Consider the following 24,573-nt stretch of genomic DNA (forward strand, 5'->3'; position numbering starts at 1 on the left):
GGAAAAATACGGTGAACGCACATGAAGAGAACCGCATATCTCAGCCTCGTGACAGTTTTTTTTCTTCTTCTCGTGGCATTTGCTGGATGTATCGAAGGATCATTTGTAAAAACCGAGACAGTGCTGGTAAAACTTGACAGCCAGGAGAATATCCAGTGGATCTCGGTTATACAAAACCCGGATTATGCAACAGCCACGGCGCTTGCACCCCGGTATTACCGGTTCATCCAGACTTTGGATAACGGATTTTTTGTCGCAGGGTATTATTCCAACAAATCGGGCTATACAACACTCCGGGTTTTCAGGACCGACAGCAACGGAAATCCCCTCTGGGACCAAAAACCGGCAGACACAGGCATGGGTGGAGAGATCCGTTCGATTTTCCCGTGGGATGACGGGGGATATTCAATATTGGGGAGAGATGGACTGGTATTCACTATCGATTCTTCGGGAAGGCCTCTGGGTGCCACGAATATCATGGATTCGATCTGCCGGACCAATGGTACGGTATGTTATGATCTTACTCCGGTCTCCCTGAAGCAGGATCCTGAAGGCAGCCTGAACTGGATCCTGACGAACGGAAATTTTTCCACATCAAAGATCACCCTGATAACCGCAACGGTTGCCCGGAACGGGACGCTCCTTACAAAAGAGAGCCTCCCCCTGAAAGACCCGGAGGGAGTGACAGACATCATCCGGACAGATGACAACGGATTGCTGTTCGGGAAAGAGTACATAGATTATTCACCCGGCGGGACGGGATACGAAATACTGATCGAAAAGACAGATGCGTCTTTGGCAATATCGTGGGATGCCGTACTTGGCACGTGCAATACCAAGACATCGTTCTGCAATAACAACCTGATCGGCATGCATGAGTCGGGGGACGGGTATGATATCATCTACCAGTCCCATCTCCAGCATTCAAATGAATCCGTGCCTGCGGATACGATCTCTGCAAGGCTGGACTCCCAGGGCCATATCGTCCGGCAGGATAAAATTTCAGACCTGTCCGGAATACCTGCCTGGATTTTTTCAGAGGATGGGAGCAGGACCGATTTTATTGATCTGATTCCGAAGAATGTGCTCGATTCCGCTGCGAATGCACATGGCGGAAACAATCCGACGTTTGGTTCGATATCCCTTATCAGGACCGCAGACGGGGGATATGCTTTGCTCGGAACCAGGTATTACTGGAGTTGAAATGGCCGCACTCACCGGGAGAGGAACTACATGAAACAGGATAAAAAAATACCAAACGCATCAGGGTTGCTGCCTGCTCTTGTTGTACTCTGTCTGCTGTGTGTCCCGGCCCTTGCGGTCCAGCCCCAGTGGACATTTCCCCTGTCGCCAGATGCAACCCACGAAGGCAATCTCAACAGGATAACCATTTCTGACAACGGACAGTACCTGGCGGCGTACGTGGCGGACGAAGATACGCTCCTGTACTTCAACCGCACCGGCGCACTTCTCTGGAGCAGGCAGTTTACCGCTGAACGGCCGCCGTGGATCTCTTCAATAGATATTTCGCGGGACAACAGCATCATAGCGGCGTCCGAACTAGTGCCGGGCTGCTGCGCGGGTTCGGTCACGTCCACGACATCAAACCAGGTGATTCTCTTTGACCGGACAGGTGCGATCCTCTGGAACTATTCCACACTGAGTCCGCCGACCGCAGTTGCCATTTCACCGGATGCGTCGCGGATCTACGCGGGAACACAGGACAGCCGGGTGATCTGCCTTGACCGGAACGGTTCTGTCCTGTGGACGCGGGACACGGACGCGCCGATATATGCTCTCACCCTCTCCAGAGACGGTACGCTGATCGCAGCAGCGGGAACAAATCCCGGCACAACCCCTGAGGGGACGGTCAATTATCCGGAAGACCTGTTCCTGTACGACCAGAACGGATCCCTGCTCTGGAAATACCGGACCGGCGGACCAAATACGGTCGCAATCAGCGGGGACAATTCGGTAATAGCCGTTGTGGGGGGTACGTTTGGCAATCTCTACCTCTTCAACCGGATCGGGGGTCTTGTCGGTGAGCGTTCTTTTCCGGAGACCGGGTCGTCACTTGCCATGTCGGACGATGCACACCGGATTATCGTAGGATCTATCCGGGGATCCGTGTACGGGCTGGATAATGCCGGCACGATTCTCTGGACGATCAAAACCCCCAGCCTGTCGCGGAATATTGCTGCTGCAAATGACGGGAATTCCATTGTATTCGGGAACGGCAGTTCTGTCCAGACCGTTGATCGCAATGGTTCCGTACTCCGAGATTATCCCACCGGTGCATGGGTTTCTTCAGTTGCCATGTCCGGCAACGGGAATGCAACCGGGGCGATAGCGGATGCCGTGTATTTCTTTGGTTCACCGTATCAGGATAATTCTGCGAACGTGTCGATAGCTATTGATCCTGTTGGAGATCATTACATTGGCGATTCCTTTGTAGTGCACGGTACGGCAAATATGCCGCCCGGTGAAGAAATTCTCGTTGACATACTTTCCGCTTCACCGGAAGATTCACGGGGATTTAGTATGGGCGAAACAAGGAAACTCGGGATGTCCGCAACGGCCATAGTGCAGCCGGGTAAAAGTTCCCCCGGGGAATGGTCCTGCCCGGTACATACGGCAGGCTGGGCGCCGTTTACGTACAGGGTCCGTCTCACACCGGTCAACCCGGGATACGGTGAGCCGGTGAGTACGCAATTCAACCTTACCGAGCGCCCGAGCCTAACACAAACGGCTCCCGCCGGAAATACCACAACTTCCCCGGCATCCCTGCAAAATTTCTCCATAACAACGACCGCTCCAACCGGAAATCCTCCGCATGAGGTGCCGACAACTCACCCGGCTTCGCTCCCCCTGGCAGTTTCCATCGCTGCAACGGGTCTGGGCGCAGCAGCCTGCATGAGATGCAAAAAGAAATGAAACTGTGTACCGGAGAACTGCAAAGCAATTTCCATGAACCGGGTATTCCCATGAAACCGATTGTCATCCTCACACTCATCGCGGTATTGTTTTTCACCACACTCTCCCCTGCATGTACCGCTCCACCCGCTGCTGATTCCTCCCCCCAGAGGGTCCTCAAAAAATAGGGGATGGCTCCCCGGCCCATCCCCGATCAGGCAGATGACGCATCCCGAAATCTTCCCGGAGGAACACGGATTTCAAAGCGTGCTCCCTCACCCCACACACCGGTCTCCCGGATTGTAATCCCTGTGATCAGCAGGATCTCCCGTAAGCAGAAGAGGCCGAGGCCGGTGTGTTTTCCGTACCCCTGTTTGAAAATCTGCTCCTTTTCATCGTCCGGGATACCGGCCCCGTTATCCTCAACCGTAATGGTGACACCGCCGGGTTCCGGATCTTTACGGTAGCTGACGGTTATGGCGGTCACATGTTCCCCGTGGCTGATGACATTGTCGAACAGGGTGGAGAACGCTTTTTCGAGCAGGGGGTCTACGTAGATATCGAGATCACCGGAAAGACAGGTCACGGTAATCCCTTCGCGACCGGGAATTGCTCCCATGCACACATCGCGGAGGTTCAGCCAGTCCGGTGTATTAACTCCGAGATCTAGGTAATACCGGCTGAACTTGATCAGGGTCCGGATTTTATTTACCGCATGGATTTCTTTTTTCAGGAAATCAAGTGCTTCGGGATCGCTGATTTTCTCTCCGTTGAGCTCCAGGTAGGCGAGGAGTGCGGTAAGCTGGTTGAGGATGTCGTGACAGGTGATATTGTTTAAGAGATTGAGTTTCTTGTTGGTCTGGCGGAGGGATTCCTCAAGCTGTTTTTGCTCTGTGATATCTCGCCCGACAGACTGGTACTCGACGACCCTGCCGTCGGGATTAAAAATTACCCGGTCACTCCACCGCTGCCACCGGATCTCCCCGGAATGCATGAGGATCCGGTGTTCGATATGCGCTATTGGCATTTCGTGGGTGAGCGAAGCAAAGTGACTTCGTACCAAAACCAGATCCTCATCCGGAATTCTTGGAGCGAAACGTTTCCCGATGATATCATTATGTTCTCTATTAAAATACCGGCAATATGCCTCGTTGACAAAGACATGGGTTCCATCCGGCAAAAACCGGCAGATGAACTCGGTCTGATCCTCGACCACATTCCGGTACCGCTGTTCGCTCTCCACAAGAACCTCTTCAGCCTTTTTGAGGTCGGTAATATCCCGGATCGATTCTATCGCACCAACAATGGTATCCTTCGTATCGTAGAGGGGCGAGGCAATCCCCCACAGAGTGAGATCTTTTTTACCGTTGAGAATCCGGACATGCGTATCCGCAATAATTTTATTGCTCTTTTTCTTGACGTGCAGGTATTGTCTCTCAATCTCCGGATTCTGGCAAAGCATCAGATCGATCAGGATCGGGTGCCGTTCCCCATAAAACGGGAGGGCGTAGGAATAATTCCCCGTTCCTACGATGGATTCTTTTACAACTCCCGTCAAATCTTCTATCGCCCTGTTCCATGCAATGACCTTGCCCTCAAGATCAATGGCAAAGGTCGCATCCGGCAGGAAATCGATGAGATCGGTAAATCGCCGCCGGGATTCGACGAGCTCGGTTTTTATTTTGCGTTGTTCGACAACCAGTTTGATTTTATGCTCCAGCTCGGCAAACTGGGATTCCGGATCGCCTCCTTTCTGAAGATAAAAATCGGCACCGTTATTGAGAGCCTCGATGACAATTTCCTCCCTTCCCCTTCCGGTAAACAGAATAAACGGGATAAAATTCCCCTGCGATCGCAGCGTTTTTAAGAGGGTGATGCCATCCATCCCCGGCATCTGGTAATCAGAAATGATTGCATCATAGGTGCATGATTTTAATTTCTCCAGCGCAGTTTGTGCAGAGGAAAGCAGGTCAACATGAATCTGCCCGGACTGTTCCAGGAACAGTTTGCAGATTTCAAGGAGCCCGGGGTCATCGTCGACATACAACAGGGATATCGGCTTCCTGCATTCAAACAGGATCGTATGCTGAGCATTCTGTACCTCCATATGGATCTTCCCCGATACTAAAACGAGAATACCATTGTCTGCCCGGATAGAATCCTCTCTACGCAGCCTTCACAGCCGGGGTTCTTATTGAAAAACCCGGAATCTCCCATCTGGTACCGGGATCTCAATGTTCGCTTCCCGACCCTCATCTCCGGATTCTGTAATGGAAGTAATGTGGGGCGTAAAAAATTTAAGATGAAAAAAAGGCCAGGCCGGGTGTTGCGGTCAAAGTATTTCCGGAAAGAATTTTTTCCTTTGTCTTCCCGAGGAATAAAGATACTGTCATCACAAAACATGAGCCGCAGGCCGGCATATTCCCGGGCATGCGTCCGTACAGGTATTCCTAGCCCGCCATACCGGGGGGATGTTCCGGGAATGGCATGAAAGATCGATTTGATCTCATTAGGCTCTTTTAATAATACAGTCCCATTTACGTACATTAATACTGATCAGCGGTATATGAATAACCCATAGTATAAAGGTTTTCTAGAACCTCATAAAACTTACAAAAATAGTTTATATTGCTCTTGCATTCTTATGTGAATGCCGTCTATCAAGGGGAAGCCAAAAGAGCAAATATCGTATAAGTGTCCGCATGACATTTTACAGAAAATTGCTGCGGTAATCGAAAGCGGAGAATATGCATCCAGAAACGATGTGATCACTGCCGCCATGATCTTATTTTTTAACGATCGTAATACCGGTGGTAAAGAACAGGTGATCGAATGGCTGAAATCAGAAGAGGGGAAAGAATGGATCCAAATGCAGATCCGAACCGTGTTGGATGAAATGGGATCAGAAACGGAAAAGACCGGGTGAACTTCCGAATACTATAGGTACTATTCAAAAGGCAAAAGAAACCTGCACTATCCCCGGTGCTGGTACAGATTGTCTTTTCCAAAACGGCTTTGAACCCAAACTTTTCCCTGCGCAAAACATTTCGCGCCACAAAATTATGCGGAGGACAAACTTTCGCACGAAAAAATCCCGGACGATCTCCGCGAACGTTGAGAAAACCCCTTTTTTGGGAGGTGCTTCCGAAGGAATGTGCAATGTGCCCGGAAATTTTTCCGGCCAATCGCTTTCCACCCGTTCTGTGCGAAATTTTTCCAGCCAAAAATTTTTGGTTTGAACGTTGGTACGACCGGATCTTTTTGGCCGTGAAATTTCCCGGGCCGGAAAATTTTTGCCGCGAAATTTGAAAATCGTAAAAAAAATTGGCGCAAAATTTTTCCGACCGAATTTTTTTGGATGAAAATTTGAAATGCCGAAAAATATCAGGGACCAACTAGATTTCATACAGGAAAAGATTCGGACACCCAGCAAGGATCCGACGAGGCGACCGGGTGATTCCCTGCGAAAGCAGGGAGAGGGACACATCGCAAGTCTCCCAAAAATACGCCCGTAAAGCCGTCCGATTCCACGGGAACTGAAAAGGAGCGATTATTTCACTTTATTTGATAAAATAAGCCCAAATTGTGCCCCATATAATGGTCTTATAGGGGCCATAGACGCCTTCCGGCAGCCTCTTTTTCCGGGATCATGCAATCACCCTTCGGGCCCTGATTTCGGCCAGAAAAACGCGTTTATGAGAGCCTTTTAATTTGCCCGTTTGCCAAAATAAGGCTTGTTTGGGCTTATTTTTAAACGGAGCCCAAATTGGGCTCCGATCGGGTGTCGGGAGGGGGATTCCGGGGCCAGATTGAGCCCGGATTTGAGGGAGAGGAACTGCCCCCATGTAAGAAGCCTGGCGAAGGTAGTACCCCGATCAGGGCGTGAGAGAGGAGGTGCCCAAGATTACCGGCCCGGTTTTTCCGGAATCTCCAGCGCAGGACCGGGACTTTTCCGTAAATATCCGGCCGGATCATTTCCCGTTCAAGCCCCGACCCATCAACCCTTTTATCCCAAAACCTCCCCATCACTATACATGACCACACAGGTTCGCGCATCCCATATCCTTGTCACAAGCGAGGACGACGCAAACAAGATCTTGAAGAGGATCACCGGAGGGGAGGACTTTGTTGCAGTCGCAAAGCGCTTCTCCTCCTGCCCGTCGAAAAAGAACGGCGGGGATCTCGGCTGGTTCGGCAAGGGACAGATGGTCCCCGAGTTTGAAGCGGCCGCATTTGCCGCCGAGCAGGGCACGGTTGTCGGGCCGGTAAAATCCCAGTTCGGGTACCATATCATCAAGGTCACCGGCAAGAAGTAAGCGCGCCGGCCCTGATACACCATGGATTACAAATTTTTTCTTGGCATCGGCGTCGCGGTGGCAATCATCTTTGCCGGGGCGGCAGTCTATACCGGTTTTACCAGACACGTCCCGGCAGACTCACCTGTACGTGACACCCTGTACCAGGTCTCGACCATTGATGCGCTGATGCAGGGCGTGTATGATGGCAACGTGACGGTCGGGGACCTCAAAAAGTACGGCGACTTCGGGATCGGGACATTTGACAAACTCGACGGCGAGATGATCGTGCTCGACGGCCGGGTCTGGCACGCAAAATCCGACGGCACGGTCACCCCGGCGACCGACCAGGAGACCACGCCGTTTGCGACCGTCACGTACTTCGACACCGATATCCGGCAGACCACGACAGATCGTGCGATGAACTATTCAGAGTTCACGACCGCGATGGCCGCAAAAATCCCCTCGCAGAACATGATCTACGCGGTAAAGATCCACGACACCTTCCCGTCGGTCACGGTCCGGGCGATCCCGGCGCAGGAGCCGCCGTATCCCACGCTCACCGATGCGGCAAAGGAACAGAAGGTCTACACGTACACGAACGTCACCGGCACGGTCGTCGGGTTCTACACGCCGGTGTTCTTAAAAGGCCTCAATGCGCAGGGCTACCATCTCCACTTCCTTGCCGACGATCACCTGAGGGGCGGCCACATCCTCGATATGATTGTGCCCGCGAGCAGCACGGTCCAGTACGACGTGACACCGGAATTTACCATGGCGCTCCCGACATCGGGTGCATTTGCCGGTACCAACCTGACAGCCGATCTGAGCGGTGCGCTTGCCGCGGTCGAACAGTAACGGCAGATCCCACTCTGCCGTTTCCATAAAGAAAAGATCCGCGTATTTTTTTGGGCGATGCCCCTTTTTTTAGCAGACTCAAAACAAGGGGACCTTTTGCACTCTGGTGCCGTTGCGGCCCCGCACGCGGGTCACCCACAATCCGGGGATACCCCCCGAAGGTGCCGTAATCATGGCGGCTTCAACTGTGACGGTTCCCGTTGTTTCCCGGTATTTTGCGAGCCTTTTTTCTTATACGAGCACGAATGGATCGATACAAGCGCCGGAACGCTTTTTATTGTGAACCACCATGATCATCCGAGGGATCAAAAAGGAACTTATCAGGCTGCTGCTCGAGCTGGGCAAAAACAGTCACCCGAACGAGTTTGCCGCACTCCTCAAAGAAGATGAAGGGGTAATAAGCGAACTCAATCTTCTCCCTGGCACGATCACCGGCAGTTCATCCGCCTCGATCTTCTTTGACATGATGCCGCTCGATACCCACCTTGCAGGCAGTGCACATTCCCACCCGAACGGTGTCTGCCGGCCCTCCGATGCAGACATTAACTTCTTTCCCCGGGCTGGAAGATACCACTTCATCATTGGCGCCCCGTACCGCGAGAACGACTGGCGGTGTTTTACCGCAGACGGGGAACCCTGCGAACTTGCGGTGATCGAATGACCGCACGGCGCATCGTTGCTACGGGCACCTTCGACGTCCTTCACCCGGGGCATCTCTACTACCTGTCCGAGTCAAAGAAACTCGGCGACGAACTCTGGGTGATCGTGGCACGGGATGCAAACGTGAAGCACAAGCCCCGCCCGATCATCCCGGAGGAGCAGCGTCGGGCGATGATCGCCGCGCTCAAACCGGTGGACCACGCGATCCTCGGCGACCCGACCGACATGTTCCGGCCCATTGAAGAGATCCGCCCCGATGTTATTACGATCGGGTTCAACCAGTACTTCGATGAGGATAAACTCCGGGGCCAGCTTGCCGGACGCCATCTCAATGCAGAGGTTGTCCGGATCGGGAAATATGCGGATGGCGACCTTGCGAGCTCGCGCCTGATCGTCCAGCGTATCATCGAAGCCCGTGGTGGCGATCAGCGGGGATAGAACGGGCAGTCGGTGGTCCTGCATTCTTTGTTCATACCGTAAAACATGCAGGTGACCTTCGGGTCGATCGGGATTTTTACCCCAAGGTTTTCTTCCGCGAATGCAACCGCTCCCTGTATCGCAAGGAACGTGTTGCGCTTGCAGCAGCGCGGGCCGCCGTGCATGGCAATCGTCATGAGACTTTTTGCCACCACGAGGTTTGCCTGCTGCCATTCGCGATGCGAGAGCGGCGTCGCGCCGGTAACAAGCGATATGAAGATCCCGGTCCCCACCGCAGCGCCGCAGTCACCCATAAACCCGCATGAACCCCCCTTGATCATCCCCGCACGTTCCCGTGCGGTCGCGATCAGTTTTGCCTTCCGGTCCGGCTGCCCGGAGACATTGCAGTACGCCGCAAGAAGCACGGCAGGCACGAGAAAGTGGTGCTCGGGGCCGTGCATGTTCACGACCGGGTTCTGCATCAGGGTGATCGCCATCCGGACCGGATCGGTCTCGGTTGTCTTTGTGCAGTACTGCTCTATTGCATCGTCAGCCCCGAGCTGGTGGCAGCGATCGCAGACAAAGTGGCCATCCGTGCAGAGGGTATTTGTTGGCCGGACTTCATGGCAGTAGGCGCATTCATGCTTCTCTGTTGTTTCAAGGTAGCGGAGCGGTTTGCCGCAGACCATGCACCCGGTGCGGTAGTCTGTCATGAGAATCCCGTGTTGTCAAAAGAGAGGGGCCCTTTAAAGGAAAAACTTTATTGATCCGGGCGGGTATCCTCTGCATGAGGTGGATCGTATGCTGGATTGTAGTGGGGAAGTAAAAAAACTGATCGGGCTTGCTCGTGAACGGGGCGCACATGCACAGCAGATCGCTTCAGAAGACATTGTTGTGGCACAATGGGTAAGGTTCAAGTGCCGCTACGGCTGCAAGGGGTACGGTAAGCATTTCGGCTGCCCGCCGTATGCTCCCTCCCCGGATGAGACCAGGAGGATGATCGGGGAATACGCAACAGCGCTGCTGATCCGCTTTGACGGTGTGCCGGGCCATGGTGCGTTTGAAGCCGATGATATCCCCGATGACTTCCACCCGTATTTCCGCGACCTGATCATCTGGGTAAACGGGACGGTCCATTTCCTTGAAAAGACTGCATTCTACGACGGATTTTACAAGGCGTTCGGGTTCGGAGGCTACCCATGTATCTGGTGCGAACACCAGCACTGCGTTGCGGAGGAGTCTGATGGCGTGGTAGATGAGAGCCTGCGCCGGAAGTGCCGGCATATGGACTTGGTCAGGCCCAGCATGGAGGCCGCAGGGATGGATGTATTTGCCACGGCAAAGAACGCCGGTTGGGATCTGCACACAATTCCCTGCAAAGATATGGAGTATGGGAAGATCGTGCACAGCGATGTACACTCCGTCGGGCTCGTACTCATCGCGTAAAATGATCAATGGCCCGCACGCTTGTAGTGTGGTGGCGGCCCGCGATGGCGGCTTCTCACCGAAAAACCGTGCAAGAGCGAGCCGGAGTACTTCGCTGCAAACGATCCCACAAGGGAAGTCACGATCACCATGACGGCAATGGTGAGCGCAACCGGGGGAGAGCCGTAGAGTGCGGCAAGGGCGATGGAGAACTCGCCCCGGCCAATCGTGTTTGCCCAGATCTCAAGACCGGACTTTGCCGATCCATAGAGGTAAAGGCTGGTCAGCACACCGGAAATGAGTTTGCTTGCGATAGCAAGAAGGCAGATGATCGCGATCACCGTGAGGCTCACGCTGCCGGACAGATCGATGGTGATCCCGAAAAAAACAAAGAAGATCACGATAAATACGTCCTTAAAGGGGCGGGCATGCTGCTCGAACGCGTCCGGATCGGTGGTCGCAAACACGGCACCAAGGGCGATCACCATCATGGTCTCGGGAACCCCCAGTAAGAGGGAGAACCCCGCAGTCGCGAGCACGGCAACAAACGTAAAGAGGACCGGCAGTTCGTCATCCCGGTCGAGGATTGAAACCAGGAATTCCTTCCCGTAGTGGGCGAGCACATAGAGGATGGCCAGCACAAAGACGATCTTTGCGGCAAAGAAGAACAGGTTCTGGTCGCCGGCCGAGAGGAGGGCAAGGACAATGATCATGACGATATCCTCAAAGACCATCAGCCAGATGATGGTCTCGGACTCCCGCATCATCAGTTTGCGGTTCTCGATTAACGAGGTAACCGTCATCGCGGTGCTGGAGATGTAGAAGGCGGCGGCAACAATAAGCGCCTCGACAAACGAAAAGCCGAGCAGGTACGCGGCCAGAAAACCGATGATCATGTTGACGTTGAGATCGATAATCCCGCTCGCGAGCACCGCCGACCGGTTCTCGGAAATTTTATCGATCTTGAGACCGAGCCCCACGAAAAAGAGTAAAAAGATCAACCCAAGGTCTGAGAAGAAACTGCTGATCTGGTCGGATGCAACGAGCCCGAGGCCGGCTTTTCCGAGGACTACACCGGCAATAATGTAAAACGGGATCGCGGGGAGAGACAGGTACTTGCTGACCAGCGCAAGCACGAGGCAGACAAAAAGTGCGAGTATGATACCTTCCATCAATCCACCAGGATTTCCCGTTCGAATAATCGGAGCTGGTCTGTTTCCCCGATAACCAGCACGGCATCGCCGGTCTCAAACACGAACGATGGCGGGGGATTAATGATATTTTTGTCATTTCTTGAGACCGCGATAACGGTCGTCCCGGTCTTTGCCCGGATCCTGAGGTCTTCGATTGTTTTTCCTGCGACGGCCCTGGGAACGATGTACGTATGGATGGTGACCCGGAGATCGGCAAGCGCAGAGAACGCGATCTCAACACTCTCCTGGTCGGCTTCGATGATAGCCCCGGTAAGGATATTCCCGAGCCTCCGTGCTTCCACCGGTGTCATTTCGGCTGCGCTCGGTGTGTGGCAGCCCTTCTGGAGGGTATACATCTGGATAGTGCCGGTCTTTGTAAAAAATATCGCGACCGTATCGCCCTTGTCAGTCTCGAATTCGTATTTTGTGCCGATACCGGGAAGATTGAGGGATCGAAGAGCCATAGATGACATTAGAGAAATGTTCCTGAAATATATTACTCCTCCGCTGGCACACTACAATGAGAAAAATTCCTGATATCATTCTCCCTAATCAACCGTTCTTTCTCGTTTTCATCAATCTCTGGTTCGGTTTCATACAGTAGCTCTCACGTTCCTTATCCACGGGGCGTTCTGGCTCAAGCCAGCACATGCAGTTCCATTCAGCACGAACCTCCGACAGGATATTCACCGGGATGAATCCCATGACGCTCATGTTTGTTGCACTCCTCCCTTTTTCAACATCATTTTCCGGCGCTTTTCCCGGCGTGGAGCACACCTTCGGGTGACGACCTGAAAAGGGGAAACTCCGGACCCGGAACAGTAGGGAATGCCTGCTGATCCCCCTTGGAACGGGATGTACCTGTAATTCAGGCGGAACCGGGAACCGACGTAGAACAAAAGGGTTATTATTCGACGAATTCTTTTTCATAATACAATGAACCTGATATCACTTCTTACAGCATTCGTGCCATGGATCGCGTTCACCCTTATTGCTGAAGCGCCCTTGGGAAATCCCCTGATGTGTCTGACCCTTGCCTTTATTGTCGGTATTGTGATCACCGTCCTGACGAGTTACCGGCAACTGCTCAAGGGCTATATCCTTTCCGTTGTCACGATTGTGTTTTTCGTCGTGTTCTTTATCCTGATCATCGGATTAAAGCAGTATCATCTCGCGAATTACATTTCGGTACTCTCAATGCTGATGCTTACGGTTGTCTGCTGGGTGACGATGCTGATCCGGTTCCCCTTCACCCTCCAGTATTCAAGGGAAGGCGTGGAACCCGAGCGTGTCAAAAGTGCGCCATTCATGCGGGTAAATTATATCATCACTGCGGTATGGGGAGTTGCATTCACTCTCAGCTTTGCGGTGGATGCCCTCCTGCTGATCAGACCTGAACCGGGCCTTATGTTCTGGGACAACCTGAAATGGGTCTTTATGGTAATCGCTATCGTCTTTACCGTATGGTATCCGGGATACGTCCATAAGCAGAGGGCGTTACAAGAGCTGGCAAATCATCCTGATCTCGTAAAATAACCTGACGCTGAACGTTCTGGTACGCTGACAGGCCGTCGGGAATAAAATAAGGGGAAATTAAAAAATGGGGATTGTCCCCTCCTGACGACTATTTTTATTGACAGAAACAGGAAATATCATAAAAAACGAAAAGAGTGTTGGGCGCATGGAGAGGGTGAGAGGATCCCGCTCATGCATCTGACACAGATATCATTCAAGGGGTTTTTTAGTTGAGAGGCCGGGAGGATTGCTCACCATGCCGGACTTGTGCCGGGCACGGGAACTTTTGTTCTTTAGGGTTTTTCCATCCTCCCCATACCACCTGTTAAACGACCCGGTGTTTAAACCCCGGACCGGGCGGGGTGAAAGTGAACGCTCCGGAGTATCCCCCATCAGAATAACGACCGGCAAAACAGATCCTTTTTTCCCTATCCCTGATGATAAATAATGATAGATTATTTGTTTTGCGGAGACAGTTCACCCCGCAATCGGGTTTCAGAGGAGTTGGTCATCATCGCAGAAATCCCAAAGGAAGAGTACATAAAAAAATGCACGTCCGCATGTGCAGGATGCAGTTCGTCCCTGATACTGCGTTACGTGCTAAAAGCTGCCGGGCATGACAGCGTGCTTGTCGTGCCCGCGTGTTGTACGAGCGTTATCCAGGGGGCCTACCCAAACACCGCGATGAACGTGCCGGTTTATAACGTTGCGTTTGCCTCCGCTGCCGCATGTGCATCGGGGATGACCGAAGCGTTCCAGGCGATGGGCAAAAAGACCCACGTGATCGTCTACGCCGGGGACGGCGGGACGCTTGATATCGGTATCCAGTCGATGTCAGGCGCTTTTGAACGGGGCACGGATTTCCTGTATATCTGCTATGATAACGAGGCCTACGGGAACACCGGCATGCAGCGCTCGGGTGCGACGCCGCTTGGCGCAAAGACCACAACCACGCCGACCGGCAAGACTGTCGAGAAAAAAGACATTGACGCGATCGCGGCCGCCCATCACCTCGAATACATGGCGACCTCGTGCAGCGCGTACCCGCAGGACATCTATAAAAAAGTCGCAAAAGCGCTCACGTTCCGGGGGCCGACCTTTATTCACATCCTTGCCCCCTGCCCCCCCGGCTGGAGGTACCCGACCGAGAAGACGATCGAGATGGGAAAACTCGCAGTCAAATCCGGCATGTGGGTGATGTACGAACGCGAGCACGGTAAGCTTACCATCAGCGCACCCTCGAAAGTAGCGATGAAAAAGCCGCTGCCGCTCGAAGATTATCTCAACCCGCAGGGCCGGTTTGCGGGCATCGACGCAAAGTCGCTTGAGATCCTCAAACAGCACCTTGCTGCAAATCTCCAGAAACTTGCCGCAGAGGAGGCGCAACCATGAAGGAGATCTCAACGGGAAACAAGGCAGTCGCAAAAGCAGTCAAACAGGCACTGCCGGACGTTGTCGCGGCATATCCGATCACCCCCCAGACAGAAATTGTCGAGACCATCGCGGATTACGTGACAAGCGGCCAGATGAAGAGCCGGTACATCCCGGTCGAGAGCGAGCACTCCGCAATGGCGGCCTGCATAGGAGCAAGCATCACGGGTGTGCGGACGTTTACCGCGACAAGCGCCCACGGCCTCTTGTACATGCACGAGATGACCAACTGGGCCGCAGGTGCACGCCTGCCGATCGTGATGGTAAACGTGAACCGGTCACTTGGTCCAGGCTGGAACATCTGGGCTGAGCATACCGATGCCATGCAGGAGCGCGACACCGGCTGGCTCCAGGTGTATGTCTCGACCGTGCAGGAAGCATACGACACGACCCTCATGGCGTTCCGGATTGCGGAGCATAACGACGTGCTGCTGCCGGTGATGGTCAACCTCGACGGGTTCTCCCTTTCCCACATCATGCAGCCGCTGGACACCGTGGAACCCGGGGACTTTATCCCGCCGATCCACCTGCCTCATGCTATCAATATGAAAAATCCGTGCGGGTACGGAGGGCTTACCATGCCGGATCAGCACGCCCTGTTCCGGTGGGAGATCGAACGTTCGATGCGCGACGCCGGAAAGGTAATCGCGGCAACCGAGAAAGATTTCGCCAAACGCTTCGGGCGCAGTTACGGACCGACCGAGAATTACCGGTGCGATGATGCTGACGTGATCCTCATCGCCATGGGAACATTCGGGAAAGAAGCGGAGGTCGCCATCGACATCCTGCGAAAAGAGGGTATAAAGGCCGGCTCGATGCGCCTGCGCTGGTTCCGGCCGTTCCCGAAACTCGATCTTGCCGGAAAAGAGGTTGTCGTGATCGACCGGGACTACTCGTTTGGCTATGGTGGCATCGTTGCTCACGAGATTATGGCAAAGAACCGCTGCGAAGTCTACAGCGTGATCGCCGGCCTTGGCGGCCAGGAAGTTACCTACGACGATATGGCGGAGTTTGTCCGGACCCGTCGAATGGGCGGGGAGTTCTGGTTCGGGGTGACCAGCCATGTTTGAGATCCGTATTCATTCCCGGGGCGGGCAGGGTGGCGTAACTGCGGCCCGGCTCCTTGCGATGGCAGCACTCCATGACGGCAAGTACGCGACCGCGTGCCCGTTCTATGGGGCAGAGCGCCGGGGGGCGCCAGTCGTCTCGTTTGTTCGGATCGACGACCACCCGATTAAGGTTTACAGCCAGATCCGGGACCCGGACCTTGTCGTGGTGCTTGACGCGAGCGTGATGGAAACAGTCGATGTCCTGCACGGGCTTAAGGAAGGAGGCCGGGTGCTCATCAACAGCGCCCACCGGCCGGAGTTTGCCGGCTACACGACCTCCAATGTTGACCTGACCGGGATCGCCTTAAAAGAAAAACTTGTGGTCGCTGGAAACCCGATCCTCAACACCCCGGTGCTCGGGGCGCTTGCAAAGATGGGGATCATCTCGGTTGATTCGGCAAAGACGGCAATTCGGGAGATGTTTGCCGATGAGCGCAATGTCAAGGCTGCTGAAACCGCATACCAGGAGATGAATGTATGAGCAGCGTAAAACAACGCGACCGGCTTGCGGTGAGCAGGCCAACCGAAGGCGCAGCCGGCCAGACCGGCTCGTGGCGGGTGTTTAAACCCGTAGTCGACAAGGAGAAGTGCAACGAATGCGGGTTCTGTGCGATGTACTGCCCGGATGGGGCGATCGATGAAGACCTCAGGGTCGACCTCAGGTACTGCAAGGGCTGTGGGATCTGCGCAAACGAATGCCCGAAAAAAGCCATTGCGATGGTCCGGGAAGAGAAATAAACCAGTATTACCTGTTCACTTTTTTAGATTGTACGTGATTGGTTTACCTTCAGCGATGGGGGCAATACCGGGCGGGAATTTTGTTCCTGTTCTGAAATATTTTACGGGCAGGTACCTGCATGCCCTGTGACCACACCGATCGGTTTGCCCCCGGCCGGATCATCCGCCATATATTCAAGATCGAACCGGTAGAGATGCGTAAACCGGCAGTTCCGGCACCGCACCGTGATACTACGGCAGCTGACCGTGAGATCGTGGAACCCGGTAACCCCGCAGTTCCGGCACGCTGCCTCTACGGAGAGGGACCAGATCGGCCAGGGACCGGATCCGGCAAACTTCCCGGCTTCGTCCACATCCTCAATACGGGGCACGAAAACCCGGGTCGCCCCACAGGCTTCGCAGGTGACATCGGCCCGGTTGGGCATCGCCCGGATAAGCTGGTCTGCCACCTGCCTGCAATGGTAGCAGTCTGTGCGGTAGCTCGTGTTGATAAACCGGTCGTTCATGAATGAGGGATACATCTCAGGTATCATTAACCTGTCGCAAAGGGAACCCCCCGGCTGATCGGTATCCCGGACGAGCACCGGCTCATGCAGCGGTTGCATCCCGTGCACCTCGCATTGAAGAAGGTTTTAGAATCTGCACAAAATTCAGCCGTAAAAAAGGTAAATTTATTTAATTATGGACATTTCATGTATACTCCATATGAAATTATTCATGGGATTTATTATTCTTCTGGTGACACTGGTGGCAGTCACCGGATGTACTCAGACCGTACCCTCTTCAGCACAGAACGCAACCGCAACAACGGCTCCGGCCACTGAAGCCACAACGGTGGCTACCCCGGTTGTTACCATTACCACCCTGCAGACAACAGTACCGACCCCCGTGCAAACCAGTATCGCAACCACTGTAACGACACCGGCGACAACCGTAACCACTACGGCAACGACTGCTCCCGTAAAGGTCACGCCAAAGGTCACTGCTGCGAGCGGCGTCACAAAGATCCGTATCACGAGTGCCGGCTTTACCCCCCAGACTGATGTGGTGCTCCCGGGGACCGGCATTTTCTGGATAAACGATGACAACACAACCCACGCGATCAAGACGATCGGGAATAATACGGGAATGTTTAACTCCGGGGATATTCTTCCGAACGGACAGTTCTCATACACCTTCAGCGAAAAAACCGGTACATACACCTACGCTTTTGCAGATAACACCTCCATCACGGGGACTATCATCGTTAAAGCAGGACGTTCTCTCTCCGGCTAATCAAAAGATACTTATTTTTCTCTTTTTTCGTGAAGTATCCGCCTACAAAGGTCTTTTTTTAGAGACCATCCGATGTAAATCTCTGGATTGCTGGTTCCCGATAATGCCATGATTCGGATTGATGACCCGCCAAGAGTAAATACGGTAGCAAATGAGAATGCCAGATTCCGGCAGGCAGATACGGAAAACACCAGGCACCGGTTCTCCCGGTTGGTTTGTATTATTCGCACACCAGAACCGGCACACCGATCACACCGGCAGCTGCCTGTTCGCAATGAAATACAAACTATTCTTGAAAAAATATGAGAAAAAACTCACGGGAATTAAAAAATGCTGGGATTTTAAAAAGGGGTGACTTAGTAGTCGCCCATGCCGGGCATGCCGCCCATTCCACCCATACCGCCCATGCCGCCCGGGGGCATACCGCCTTCGGGTGCTGCGCTCTTCTGGGATGCAATGACATCGTCAATGCGCAGGATCATGATCGCGGCTTCTGCTGCGGATGAGATTGCCTGGGTCTTGACACGGAGCGGCTCGACAACGCCGGCTGCCTTCATGTCAATAACCTTGCCCTCGTAGACATTCAGACCGTAGGTCTTCTTGCCCTTCTCGTGCGCTGCACGGATCTCAACGAGCATGTCGATGGGGTCAAGGCCGGCGTTCTCTGCAAGGGTCCTCGGGATGATCTCAAGGGCGGATGCGAACGCTTCGATGGCGAGCTGTGCCCTGCCGCCGATGCTTGCCGCATATTCGCGGAGCCGGAGGGAAAGCTCAGTCTCGGGTGCGCCGCCGCCGGCGACAACCTTCTTGTCCTCGACAACGACTGCAACAACGCGGAGTGCGTCGTTGATTGCACGCTCGAGCTCGTCGACTACGTGCTCGGTGCCGCCGCGGACGATGATCGAGACCGCCTTCGGGTTCTTGCACTGCTCGACAAAGGTCATCTCTTCTCCGGAGACCTTGCGCTCTTCTACGAGTCCGGCCTTGCCGAGCTCATCCTTACCGATTGCATCGATCGAGGAGACGAGGCTGCCACCGGTTGCCCGGGCAAGCTTCTCCATGTCGCTCTTCTTGACACGGCGGACGGCGAAGATGCCGGCCTTTGCAAGGTAGTGCTGGGCGATGTCGTCGATACCCTTCTGGCAGAAGAGGACATTTGCACCACTCTTGACAATCTTGTCGACAATGCCCTTGACCATGCGTTCCTCTTCGTCGAGGAATGCCTGTAACTGGTCGGGGTGGGTGATGTTGATCTCGGCGTCGACTTCGGTCTTCTTGAACTCGACGGCTGCGTTTAAGAGAAGCAGCTTCGCGTTTGTTACCTTCTTTGGCATCGCCGGGTGAACGCGTTCCTTGTCCACAAGGACGCCCTCGACAATCTCGGAATCATCGATGCTGCCACCGGTCTTCTTCTCGACCTTGATGTTGTCGGTGTCAACGGTGCCGTCTTCATCGGCGACCATGGTGACCGCCTTTACGACGAGGTCACAGAGCTTGTCCTTTGAGGCCTCTGCACTCTTGCCGGTCATCGCGGTCTCGGCGATCTTCTTGAGCATCGCCTTGTCGGTTGCCTTGACATCGAACGCGATGTCCTTTAAGAATTCCTGGGCCTTCTCTGCGGCCTGCCGGTATCCTGCGGCGATAATGGTCGGGTGGACATCCTGTTCGAGGAGTGCCTCGGCCTTCTTTAAGAGTTCGCCGCCGATGACGACTGCGGTGGTGGTTCCGTCGCCGACCTCATCGTCCTGGGTCTTTGCGACTTCGACCATCATCTTTGCGGCCGGGTGCTCGATGTCCATCTCTTTTAAGATGGTGACGCCATCGTTCGTAATTACGACATCGCCAATGGTGTCGACAAGCATCTTGTCCATACCCTTGGGGCCGAGTGTTGTCCTGACTGCATTTGCGACTGCAATTGCAGCGGTGATGTTCATACCCTGTGCATCGCGGCCGCGTGTGCGGTTGGTGCCTTCCTTGAGAATGAGGATCTGTTGTCCTCCAAGTTGTTGAGACATTAAATTATCACCACTTTTAGCAGTAAAAGTGGTTTGTGGTTCTATATAAATATTCTCTAAAAATCAGTCGCCGAGCATATCGAGGAGCTCGAACCCGTCCTCGATTGCATGAAGGCGCTCCTCGCCGATCAGGAGCGTTCTCCCGATCTTTTTTTCGTGGTGGTAATCGGTGATAATACACATCGCATGCTTCTTTGCGATCTTTGAGATGTTGCTGATGAGCGCGGCACGCTTAACCACTTTCTGCGCCGTGCCGTAGCCGGTGAGGATCGTATGTTTGTCGAATGTGAGGAGCGCCTGGAACGGTGCGCCCCGGAGCGTGTGGAGCTGCATGCCAAGCTGTTCGAGGAACTCGATGGGTATGCCCGAGTCATGCCGTTTATGGGTGGTCTCGCGCCCGGCGTTTGCCGGTTCGCTGCCAACAAGATCGATGGACTCGACCACACCGGTGTTAAAGTATTCCTCGATCCTGATCGCGACTTCGAGTGTCGTCCCCATCCCGCTCTCGTACTTGCTGATCGTGCGCCGGGACACCCCAAGTACCTGTCCGAGATCGCCAAGCGACATGTTGCGCCGCTCGCGGAGCTCCCGCAGGGCGTCGCCGTTGATGTTCACGTACAGCCCGCCGGGTGAGGCGTAAACAAGCGGCGGGATCTTCTCGACAAAATAATCGTACAGCGTCGCGATGCTGATGGCGTAGATGCCGTACCGGACATAGACCGCCCCCCGTTCGAGCTCGGCCTCACGGGCGCGTTCACCCACGATCAGGGGCACGGCGCCCAAGTGCCGGGCGATAACGTCAAGATCGAACGCAGCTTCCTCGCTCACCGAGTCGATGTGGGTTACGACTTTTATCACGAGCAGGGTCCCGCTGTTGCGTGCGATGAGGTCAAAACTCCTCGGGCGGAGAGTAAACTTTTCAGATACCTCAAATCCCGCCGATATCATCACGCTCGTTACCAGATGGAGCTGGCGTTCCTGGGACATGTAGTTACAAATGGATAGAGCGTTCCCATATATTAATATAGATATGCTGATCGGTATTGATGATACGGATTCTCCGGCGGGAATGTGCACCACCTATCTTGGCGCGGTGCTGGCCCGCAGGCTGATCCGGGAGCACATGCGGGTACGGGAAGCCCGCCTCGTCCGGCTCAACCCGAACGTGACCTTCAAGACTCGGGGGAACGCGGCGATCGCGCTCGATGTGGAAGGCGACCCGGAGCAGGGGTTCGCACTCGCGTGCGGGATCGTGGAAGAACTTGCGGATTTCTCCTGCGAGAAGACGAACCCCGGGGTTGTCGTGGCAGAGAGACGGCCGGACCCGGCGTTTTACCGGAAGGCAGTGACGGACTTCTGCGAGATCGATGAGGCCGTGGACGTCCTCGAAGCGGCAGGCGCCCGGTACCGGGGCTGGAAAAACCGGCGCGGCCTTGTCGGGGCGACCGCAGCAGTCGCGAGCGTCTTTCCCGATGCAACCTACGAGATCCTCACGTACCGCGAGCCGGCCCGGTGGGGCACGCCACGGGAGGTGGACAAGGAGAGCCTCTTTGCCGCAGAGGAGGCGACATTCCCGCACACGTGGGACACCGTGGATCTTGCAAACCGGGTCGTAGTCTGCGTGCCGCATACGCCGGACCCGGTCCTCTTTGGTATCCGGGGCGAGAGTCCGGCATGGGTGATGGCGGCCCGCTCGGTCATCGAATCCGAGAAAACTGCACTCGAACAGATCTGGGTGACAAACCAGGGGACCGATGCCCACCTTGTCCCCGGGACATGCGGCTTACTCCGCGAAGGGATCTCGTACCGGGTGCGGGGCGTTGTTGCCGGCCGGCCGGCAACCGGAGCCGGAGGGCATGTCTCGTTTGCGATACGGGACGGCGAGGCGGAGGCCCGGTGCATGGCCTACGAGCCGACCAAGAATTTCCGAGACACGGTAAGGGCGCTCGTGCCGGGCGATGAGATCGTCGCGGTCGGGAGTTTCAAGAAGGGGAGCATCAACCTGGAGAAACTGTGCCTTGTCGCGCCGGCCCGGGATCTCCGGATTCAGGCCCCGCTCTGCGCTGCGTGTAACAAACGCATGACAAGCGACGGGAAGGGTAAGGGCTACAAGTGCCGGAAATGCGGGGTGCACGCGATGGAGCCGGAAGTGCAGGAAACTCCACGGACGCTTACTGCCGGGTGGTATGAAGTGCCGCCCACTGCCCGCAGGCATCTTGCAAAACCATTATGCCGGGGAGCGCCGGAGACTTTGTGATGGTTCCCCACACCGGGAGGGTCAGCTGCAATGGGGAGATCCTGTCAGCAGTGTGTCAGGGTATAATTGATTCCACGACGGCGATCTCATCGACCGACAAACCATAGATCCCGTACACCAGCGAATCGATCTGCTTCTCAGTCGAGTCGATCTCCTGTGCTATAATCCGTTTTTCCTGTTCGGACACGGCCAGCCCAAAGTGCCGGTGAAGATCGAGCATCTCAGTTACGAGCGAGACCATACGGCCGTGCCGGGCCGTATCGTCCGGGTCGTCAAAATCCGGGGTGGGGACCGGGAACCGGCCCAGGATCTCACCGGGCGGTCGTCGGTCACCGGTTACACCCGCCTCCTCTGCGAGACTGCGGAGCACAAACGCGGCGAGCCGGCTGTTGAGAATGCCTGACAGGTACGGACTCCCGGACGGGATGATCCCGGTCAGCCGGCCGAACACTGCCCGGCCGGTCCCGAGCGTGAAGCGTGGCGGGAATTTTTTTGCAGTAAAAATAATCCGGTCTTTCTCCTGCGGCCCCGCGTCCGTGTCGCACGCAACCTCCCACCAGTAATCACCCTGCGAGGGCCGGGCTTTCAGGGCCTCCTCGTGCTCTTTGAGGTGCCGGGCGATGCCCGGGTGCCGTTTCTTCAGCCACCGCCACTCCTGGCCGGCAGCTGCCGGATGGCAATCGGTTCATCCCTGCGGAATAAAAATACAGAATTTCTGGGGAGAGGAAATACGGTATCTCCCAATCTCTGCCCCGTCAACGTACGGGCGCAGCAGGGTTTTGCAGCGCGGGTCGGCACGGACCAGCTCTTTTCGCTGTTCTGCACTGATGACAAATGCCGGTTCAACCGCAATGCCGTACCGGATCTCACCAAGCACGTACTCTTCAAGCGGTGTTCCGGCCCGGGAGATCTTTTCAAGCAGACGTTCCTTTCTCGTGTCCCTGAGCGTCCAGCCCCCGGCTGAAAGCGCCTGCTGGTCGACCGGGAATCCCGGGCAATCAACGGTTTTGGTCGTAGCCGGCCCCGCAAGCCGGACCATAAACGGATGCGAGGGCGGGGCGTTCTCGAGCCGGAGGAAACACGCACCCTCATCAGTATCACCCACAGTCACGATCTCCTCGATCTGCCGGCCGAGGAGGAATGAACGCAGCGGTGCGCCGGATTTCGCGTGGAGCCAGCGGTCGTCGGTCACAACACCGAGCACGCCCCGGGGCCGCAGGAGCGAAAGACCCTTCTCGATAAAAAACGCGGAGACCGGGGCTTTTTGGTCGTACACGGAAAAATGCCGCTGGGCGTACTGCTGGAGCCATTCCCGGGCCGGCACCGGGTTCCCGGGCGGGCAGCAGATCACCGCATCGAACCCGCCGGGAAGAAGGATCTCTGAAAAGCCCTCATGCCAGTTGAACGGCCGGAGCGTGTGACGTTCCCGGGCCGGGCAGAACGCCCACGACTCATCGTCCGCGATTTCAGGGCCGACAAGCGCATTCCCGCACCGGATCGTACCCGTAAGGATCGAAACGAGGTCGCGAAACACCGCGAAAAAACCATCGGGCAGCGTCCCGGCATCTTCCCCTTCGCAGGCCGCAAGGGCAAGGAGCATCCGGGCAGCCGCGACCGCGTGGGGATCGGCATCAAGACCGTGAAGGGTGTACCGCAGGAGATCGGTTCTCTCCGCAAATGCGGAATACTTACCCTGCGGCGGGACAAGCCCGTGGTATGCCCGGATCAAAAGAGACCCGGCTCCGCACGCGGGATCGAGGATACGCAGCGGGAGCACCTCATCCGGCGACCGGCCATCCCGGGCAGCGGCAAGGGTCCGTTCCACCGCGTAATCCAGAAGTGTCGGTGAGGGGATGGCAGGCACGGTCCCGGCACCCGGCCGGTCGGTAACGATCGCCTGGTGGGTGGCAGACCGCCGGATGGTGCGGGCAATGTACCGGTCGAAGACCCCGGCAATCTCCTCTAATGAGAGCCGGGAAAAATCGTAGGGCCGGTTTGCGGACGAGAGCCGGGCAGCAATTAATTTTATGACCGGATCATCGATCACGGGACGTTGTGCCGGGGCCGGTTTGCGCCGGGCGGAGGTGGCCGGATCTTCTTCAAGACCCTCCCAGGGATCGCCGGCTGCCGCGAACAATTCCGTACGCCGGCAATCACTCTTCTCCGCGACAAGGATCTCCCGAAGATTTCCCGGAGTGATGAGTCTCCGGTCTTCTGCAACGGCAAGGATGACGAGAGAGAACACGACCCGGTGAACCGCTGTCCCGATCTCCCCGCTCCGCATCCCGATATTGTTCCGGGCCACGCTCCGGGCGATCTGCTCGCGCCAGGTACAGAGATCGCCATACAATGCCGTTTCCGGGCCGGGAGCCGGGGCTGTTGTCTCTTCACCCTCCAGATCGGCACCGGGCCCCCGCATGATGGTAGTACTCGGCGCGGTCAAAACAAGAATGTTGCCGGGGATACCGGGCT

26 protein-coding genes are annotated in these 24,573 nt (G+C 55.4%); 15 read left to right on the top strand and 11 right to left on the bottom strand.

Going from position 1 to position 24,573, the window contains the following annotated elements:
• The first annotated feature begins 21 nt into the window (after window positions 1-21).
• Entirely contained in the window at window positions 22-1,203 is a 1,182-nt protein-coding gene (locus tag WCX19_RS00580) for a hypothetical protein (protein ID WP_373003395.1), read from the top strand.
• 30 nt (window positions 1,204-1,233) lie between these two features.
• On the top strand, window positions 1,234-2,934 hold the full coding sequence (locus WCX19_RS00585; protein WP_373003398.1) for a WD40 repeat domain-containing protein: 1,701 nt from the start codon (window positions 1,234-1,236) through the stop codon (window positions 2,932-2,934).
• 193 nt (window positions 2,935-3,127) lie between these two features.
• Here the strand turns inward: WCX19_RS00585 and WCX19_RS00590 are convergent, their stop codons facing one another.
• Entirely contained in the window at window positions 3,128-5,020 is a 1,893-nt protein-coding gene (locus WCX19_RS00590; protein ID WP_373003401.1) for a PAS domain S-box protein, read from the bottom strand.
• A 543-nt stretch (window positions 5,021-5,563) separates the two neighbouring features.
• Here WCX19_RS00590 and WCX19_RS00595 point away from each other — a divergent pair.
• Window positions 5,564-5,839: a hypothetical protein gene (locus WCX19_RS00595; protein ID WP_373003403.1), complete on the top strand. Its 276-nt coding sequence runs from the start codon at window positions 5,564-5,566 to the stop codon at window positions 5,837-5,839.
• Between the two features lie 24 nt (window positions 5,840-5,863).
• Here the strand turns inward: WCX19_RS00595 and WCX19_RS00600 are convergent, their stop codons facing one another.
• Window positions 5,864-6,319, bottom strand: a complete 456-nt coding sequence (locus WCX19_RS00600; RefSeq protein WP_373003406.1) for a hypothetical protein — start codon at window positions 6,317-6,319, stop codon at window positions 5,864-5,866.
• A 628-nt stretch (window positions 6,320-6,947) separates the two neighbouring features.
• Between WCX19_RS00600 and WCX19_RS00605 the strand changes: the two genes are divergently transcribed.
• From WCX19_RS00605 to WCX19_RS00620, 4 genes are all read left to right on the top strand, one after another.
• A complete protein-coding gene (locus WCX19_RS00605; protein ID WP_373003409.1) occupies window positions 6,948-7,229 on the top strand; it encodes a peptidylprolyl isomerase in 282 nt (93 codons plus the stop codon).
• Window positions 7,230-7,250: 21 nt separating this feature from the next.
• Entirely contained in the window at window positions 7,251-8,066 is an 816-nt protein-coding gene (gene budA / locus WCX19_RS00610) for an acetolactate decarboxylase (RefSeq protein WP_373003412.1), read from the top strand.
• Between the two features lie 289 nt (window positions 8,067-8,355).
• Window positions 8,356-8,727: a Mov34/MPN/PAD-1 family protein gene (locus tag WCX19_RS00615; RefSeq protein WP_373003415.1), complete on the top strand. Its 372-nt coding sequence runs from the start codon at window positions 8,356-8,358 to the stop codon at window positions 8,725-8,727.
• Entirely contained in the window at window positions 8,724-9,164 is a 441-nt protein-coding gene (locus WCX19_RS00620; RefSeq protein WP_373003418.1) for an adenylyltransferase/cytidyltransferase family protein, read from the top strand. Before WCX19_RS00615 ends, WCX19_RS00620 begins: the two co-directional genes overlap by 4 nt.
• Here WCX19_RS00620 and WCX19_RS00625 read toward each other — a convergent pair.
• Window positions 9,152-9,856, bottom strand: a complete 705-nt coding sequence (locus WCX19_RS00625; protein WP_373003421.1) for a DUF5714 domain-containing protein — start codon at window positions 9,854-9,856, stop codon at window positions 9,152-9,154. The two genes, WCX19_RS00620 and WCX19_RS00625, sit on opposite strands and share 13 nt — an antisense overlap.
• 88 nt (window positions 9,857-9,944) lie before the next feature.
• Between WCX19_RS00625 and WCX19_RS00630 the strand changes: the two genes are divergently transcribed.
• Window positions 9,945-10,589, top strand: coding sequence for a DUF2284 domain-containing protein (locus tag WCX19_RS00630; protein ID WP_373003424.1), 645 nt, complete (start codon window positions 9,945-9,947; stop codon window positions 10,587-10,589).
• A 5-nt stretch (window positions 10,590-10,594) separates the two neighbouring features.
• Here the strand turns inward: WCX19_RS00630 and WCX19_RS00635 are convergent, their stop codons facing one another.
• From WCX19_RS00635 to WCX19_RS00645, 3 genes are all read right to left on the bottom strand, one after another.
• Window positions 10,595-11,740 carry a cation:proton antiporter gene (locus tag WCX19_RS00635; RefSeq protein ID WP_373003427.1) on the bottom strand — a complete coding sequence of 382 codons (1,146 nt, stop codon included), beginning with the start codon at window positions 11,738-11,740 and terminating at the stop codon, window positions 10,595-10,597.
• Window positions 11,740-12,225: a cation:proton antiporter regulatory subunit gene (locus WCX19_RS00640; RefSeq protein ID WP_373003430.1), complete on the bottom strand. Its 486-nt coding sequence runs from the start codon at window positions 12,223-12,225 to the stop codon at window positions 11,740-11,742. Before WCX19_RS00640 ends, WCX19_RS00635 begins: the two co-directional genes overlap by 1 nt.
• 88 nt (window positions 12,226-12,313) lie before the next feature.
• Window positions 12,314-12,691 carry a hypothetical protein gene (locus tag WCX19_RS00645; RefSeq protein WP_373003434.1) on the bottom strand — a complete coding sequence of 126 codons (378 nt, stop codon included), beginning with the start codon at window positions 12,689-12,691 and terminating at the stop codon, window positions 12,314-12,316.
• A gap of 6 nt (window positions 12,692-12,697) precedes the next feature.
• Here WCX19_RS00645 and WCX19_RS00650 point away from each other — a divergent pair, with 6 nt between their 5' ends.
• The 5 genes from WCX19_RS00650 (at window position 12,698) to WCX19_RS00670 (ending at window position 16,554) form a co-directional block, all read left to right on the top strand.
• Entirely contained in the window at window positions 12,698-13,297 is a 600-nt protein-coding gene (locus WCX19_RS00650) for a hypothetical protein (protein WP_373003437.1), read from the top strand.
• Between the two features lie 492 nt (window positions 13,298-13,789).
• Window positions 13,790-14,668: a thiamine pyrophosphate-dependent enzyme gene (locus tag WCX19_RS00655; RefSeq protein WP_373003675.1), complete on the top strand. Its 879-nt coding sequence runs from the start codon at window positions 13,790-13,792 to the stop codon at window positions 14,666-14,668.
• Complete coding sequence (locus WCX19_RS00660; RefSeq protein ID WP_373003440.1) at window positions 14,665-15,777, top strand: transketolase C-terminal domain-containing protein; 1,113 nt, start codon at window positions 14,665-14,667, stop codon at window positions 15,775-15,777. Before WCX19_RS00655 ends, WCX19_RS00660 begins: the two co-directional genes overlap by 4 nt.
• Window positions 15,770-16,297 carry a 2-oxoacid:acceptor oxidoreductase family protein gene (locus WCX19_RS00665; protein WP_373003443.1) on the top strand — a complete coding sequence of 176 codons (528 nt, stop codon included), beginning with the start codon at window positions 15,770-15,772 and terminating at the stop codon, window positions 16,295-16,297. Before WCX19_RS00660 ends, WCX19_RS00665 begins: the two co-directional genes overlap by 8 nt.
• Window positions 16,294-16,554 carry a 4Fe-4S binding protein gene (locus tag WCX19_RS00670; RefSeq protein WP_373003446.1) on the top strand — a complete coding sequence of 87 codons (261 nt, stop codon included), beginning with the start codon at window positions 16,294-16,296 and terminating at the stop codon, window positions 16,552-16,554. Before WCX19_RS00665 ends, WCX19_RS00670 begins: the two co-directional genes overlap by 4 nt.
• Before the next feature lie 101 nt (window positions 16,555-16,655).
• On the opposite strand, the gene WCX19_RS00675 is transcribed toward WCX19_RS00670, so the two are convergent.
• The gene (locus tag WCX19_RS00675) at window positions 16,656-17,159 is read right to left on the bottom strand and encodes a hypothetical protein (protein ID WP_373003449.1); all 504 of its coding nucleotides are present in this window, start codon (window positions 17,157-17,159) and stop codon (window positions 16,656-16,658) included.
• 100 nt (window positions 17,160-17,259) lie between these two features.
• Between WCX19_RS00675 and WCX19_RS00680 the strand changes: the two genes are divergently transcribed.
• Window positions 17,260-17,829: a hypothetical protein gene (locus WCX19_RS00680; protein WP_373003452.1), complete on the top strand. Its 570-nt coding sequence runs from the start codon at window positions 17,260-17,262 to the stop codon at window positions 17,827-17,829.
• A 356-nt stretch (window positions 17,830-18,185) separates the two neighbouring features.
• Here WCX19_RS00680 and thsA read toward each other — a convergent pair whose 3' ends face one another.
• Together thsA and WCX19_RS00690 are read right to left on the bottom strand one after the other, a co-directional pair.
• Window positions 18,186-19,844, bottom strand: coding sequence for a thermosome subunit alpha (gene thsA / locus WCX19_RS00685; protein ID WP_373003455.1), 1,659 nt, complete (start codon window positions 19,842-19,844; stop codon window positions 18,186-18,188).
• A 63-nt stretch (window positions 19,845-19,907) separates the two neighbouring features.
• Window positions 19,908-20,831, bottom strand: coding sequence for a transcriptional regulator (locus tag WCX19_RS00690; RefSeq protein ID WP_373003459.1), 924 nt, complete (start codon window positions 20,829-20,831; stop codon window positions 19,908-19,910).
• Between the two features lie 43 nt (window positions 20,832-20,874).
• Here WCX19_RS00690 and WCX19_RS00695 point away from each other — a divergent pair, with 43 nt between their 5' ends.
• A complete protein-coding gene (locus WCX19_RS00695) occupies window positions 20,875-22,101 on the top strand; it encodes a DUF1743 domain-containing protein (RefSeq protein ID WP_373003461.1) in 1,227 nt (408 codons plus the stop codon).
• Window positions 22,102-22,156: 55 nt separating this feature from the next.
• Here the strand turns inward: WCX19_RS00695 and WCX19_RS00700 are convergent, their stop codons facing one another.
• Window positions 22,157-22,552, bottom strand: coding sequence for a hypothetical protein (locus tag WCX19_RS00700; RefSeq protein ID WP_373003464.1), 396 nt, complete (start codon window positions 22,550-22,552; stop codon window positions 22,157-22,159).
• A gap of 234 nt (window positions 22,553-22,786) precedes the next feature.
• A complete protein-coding gene (locus tag WCX19_RS00705) occupies window positions 22,787-24,544 on the bottom strand; it encodes an Eco57I restriction-modification methylase domain-containing protein (RefSeq protein WP_373003467.1) in 1,758 nt (585 codons plus the stop codon).
• Window positions 24,545-24,573: the final 29 nt, after the last annotated feature.

This window comes from Methanoregula sp. (genome assembly GCF_041663825.1).
In the GTDB taxonomy this organism is placed as follows: domain Archaea; phylum Halobacteriota; class Methanomicrobia; order Methanomicrobiales; family Methanospirillaceae; genus Methanoregula.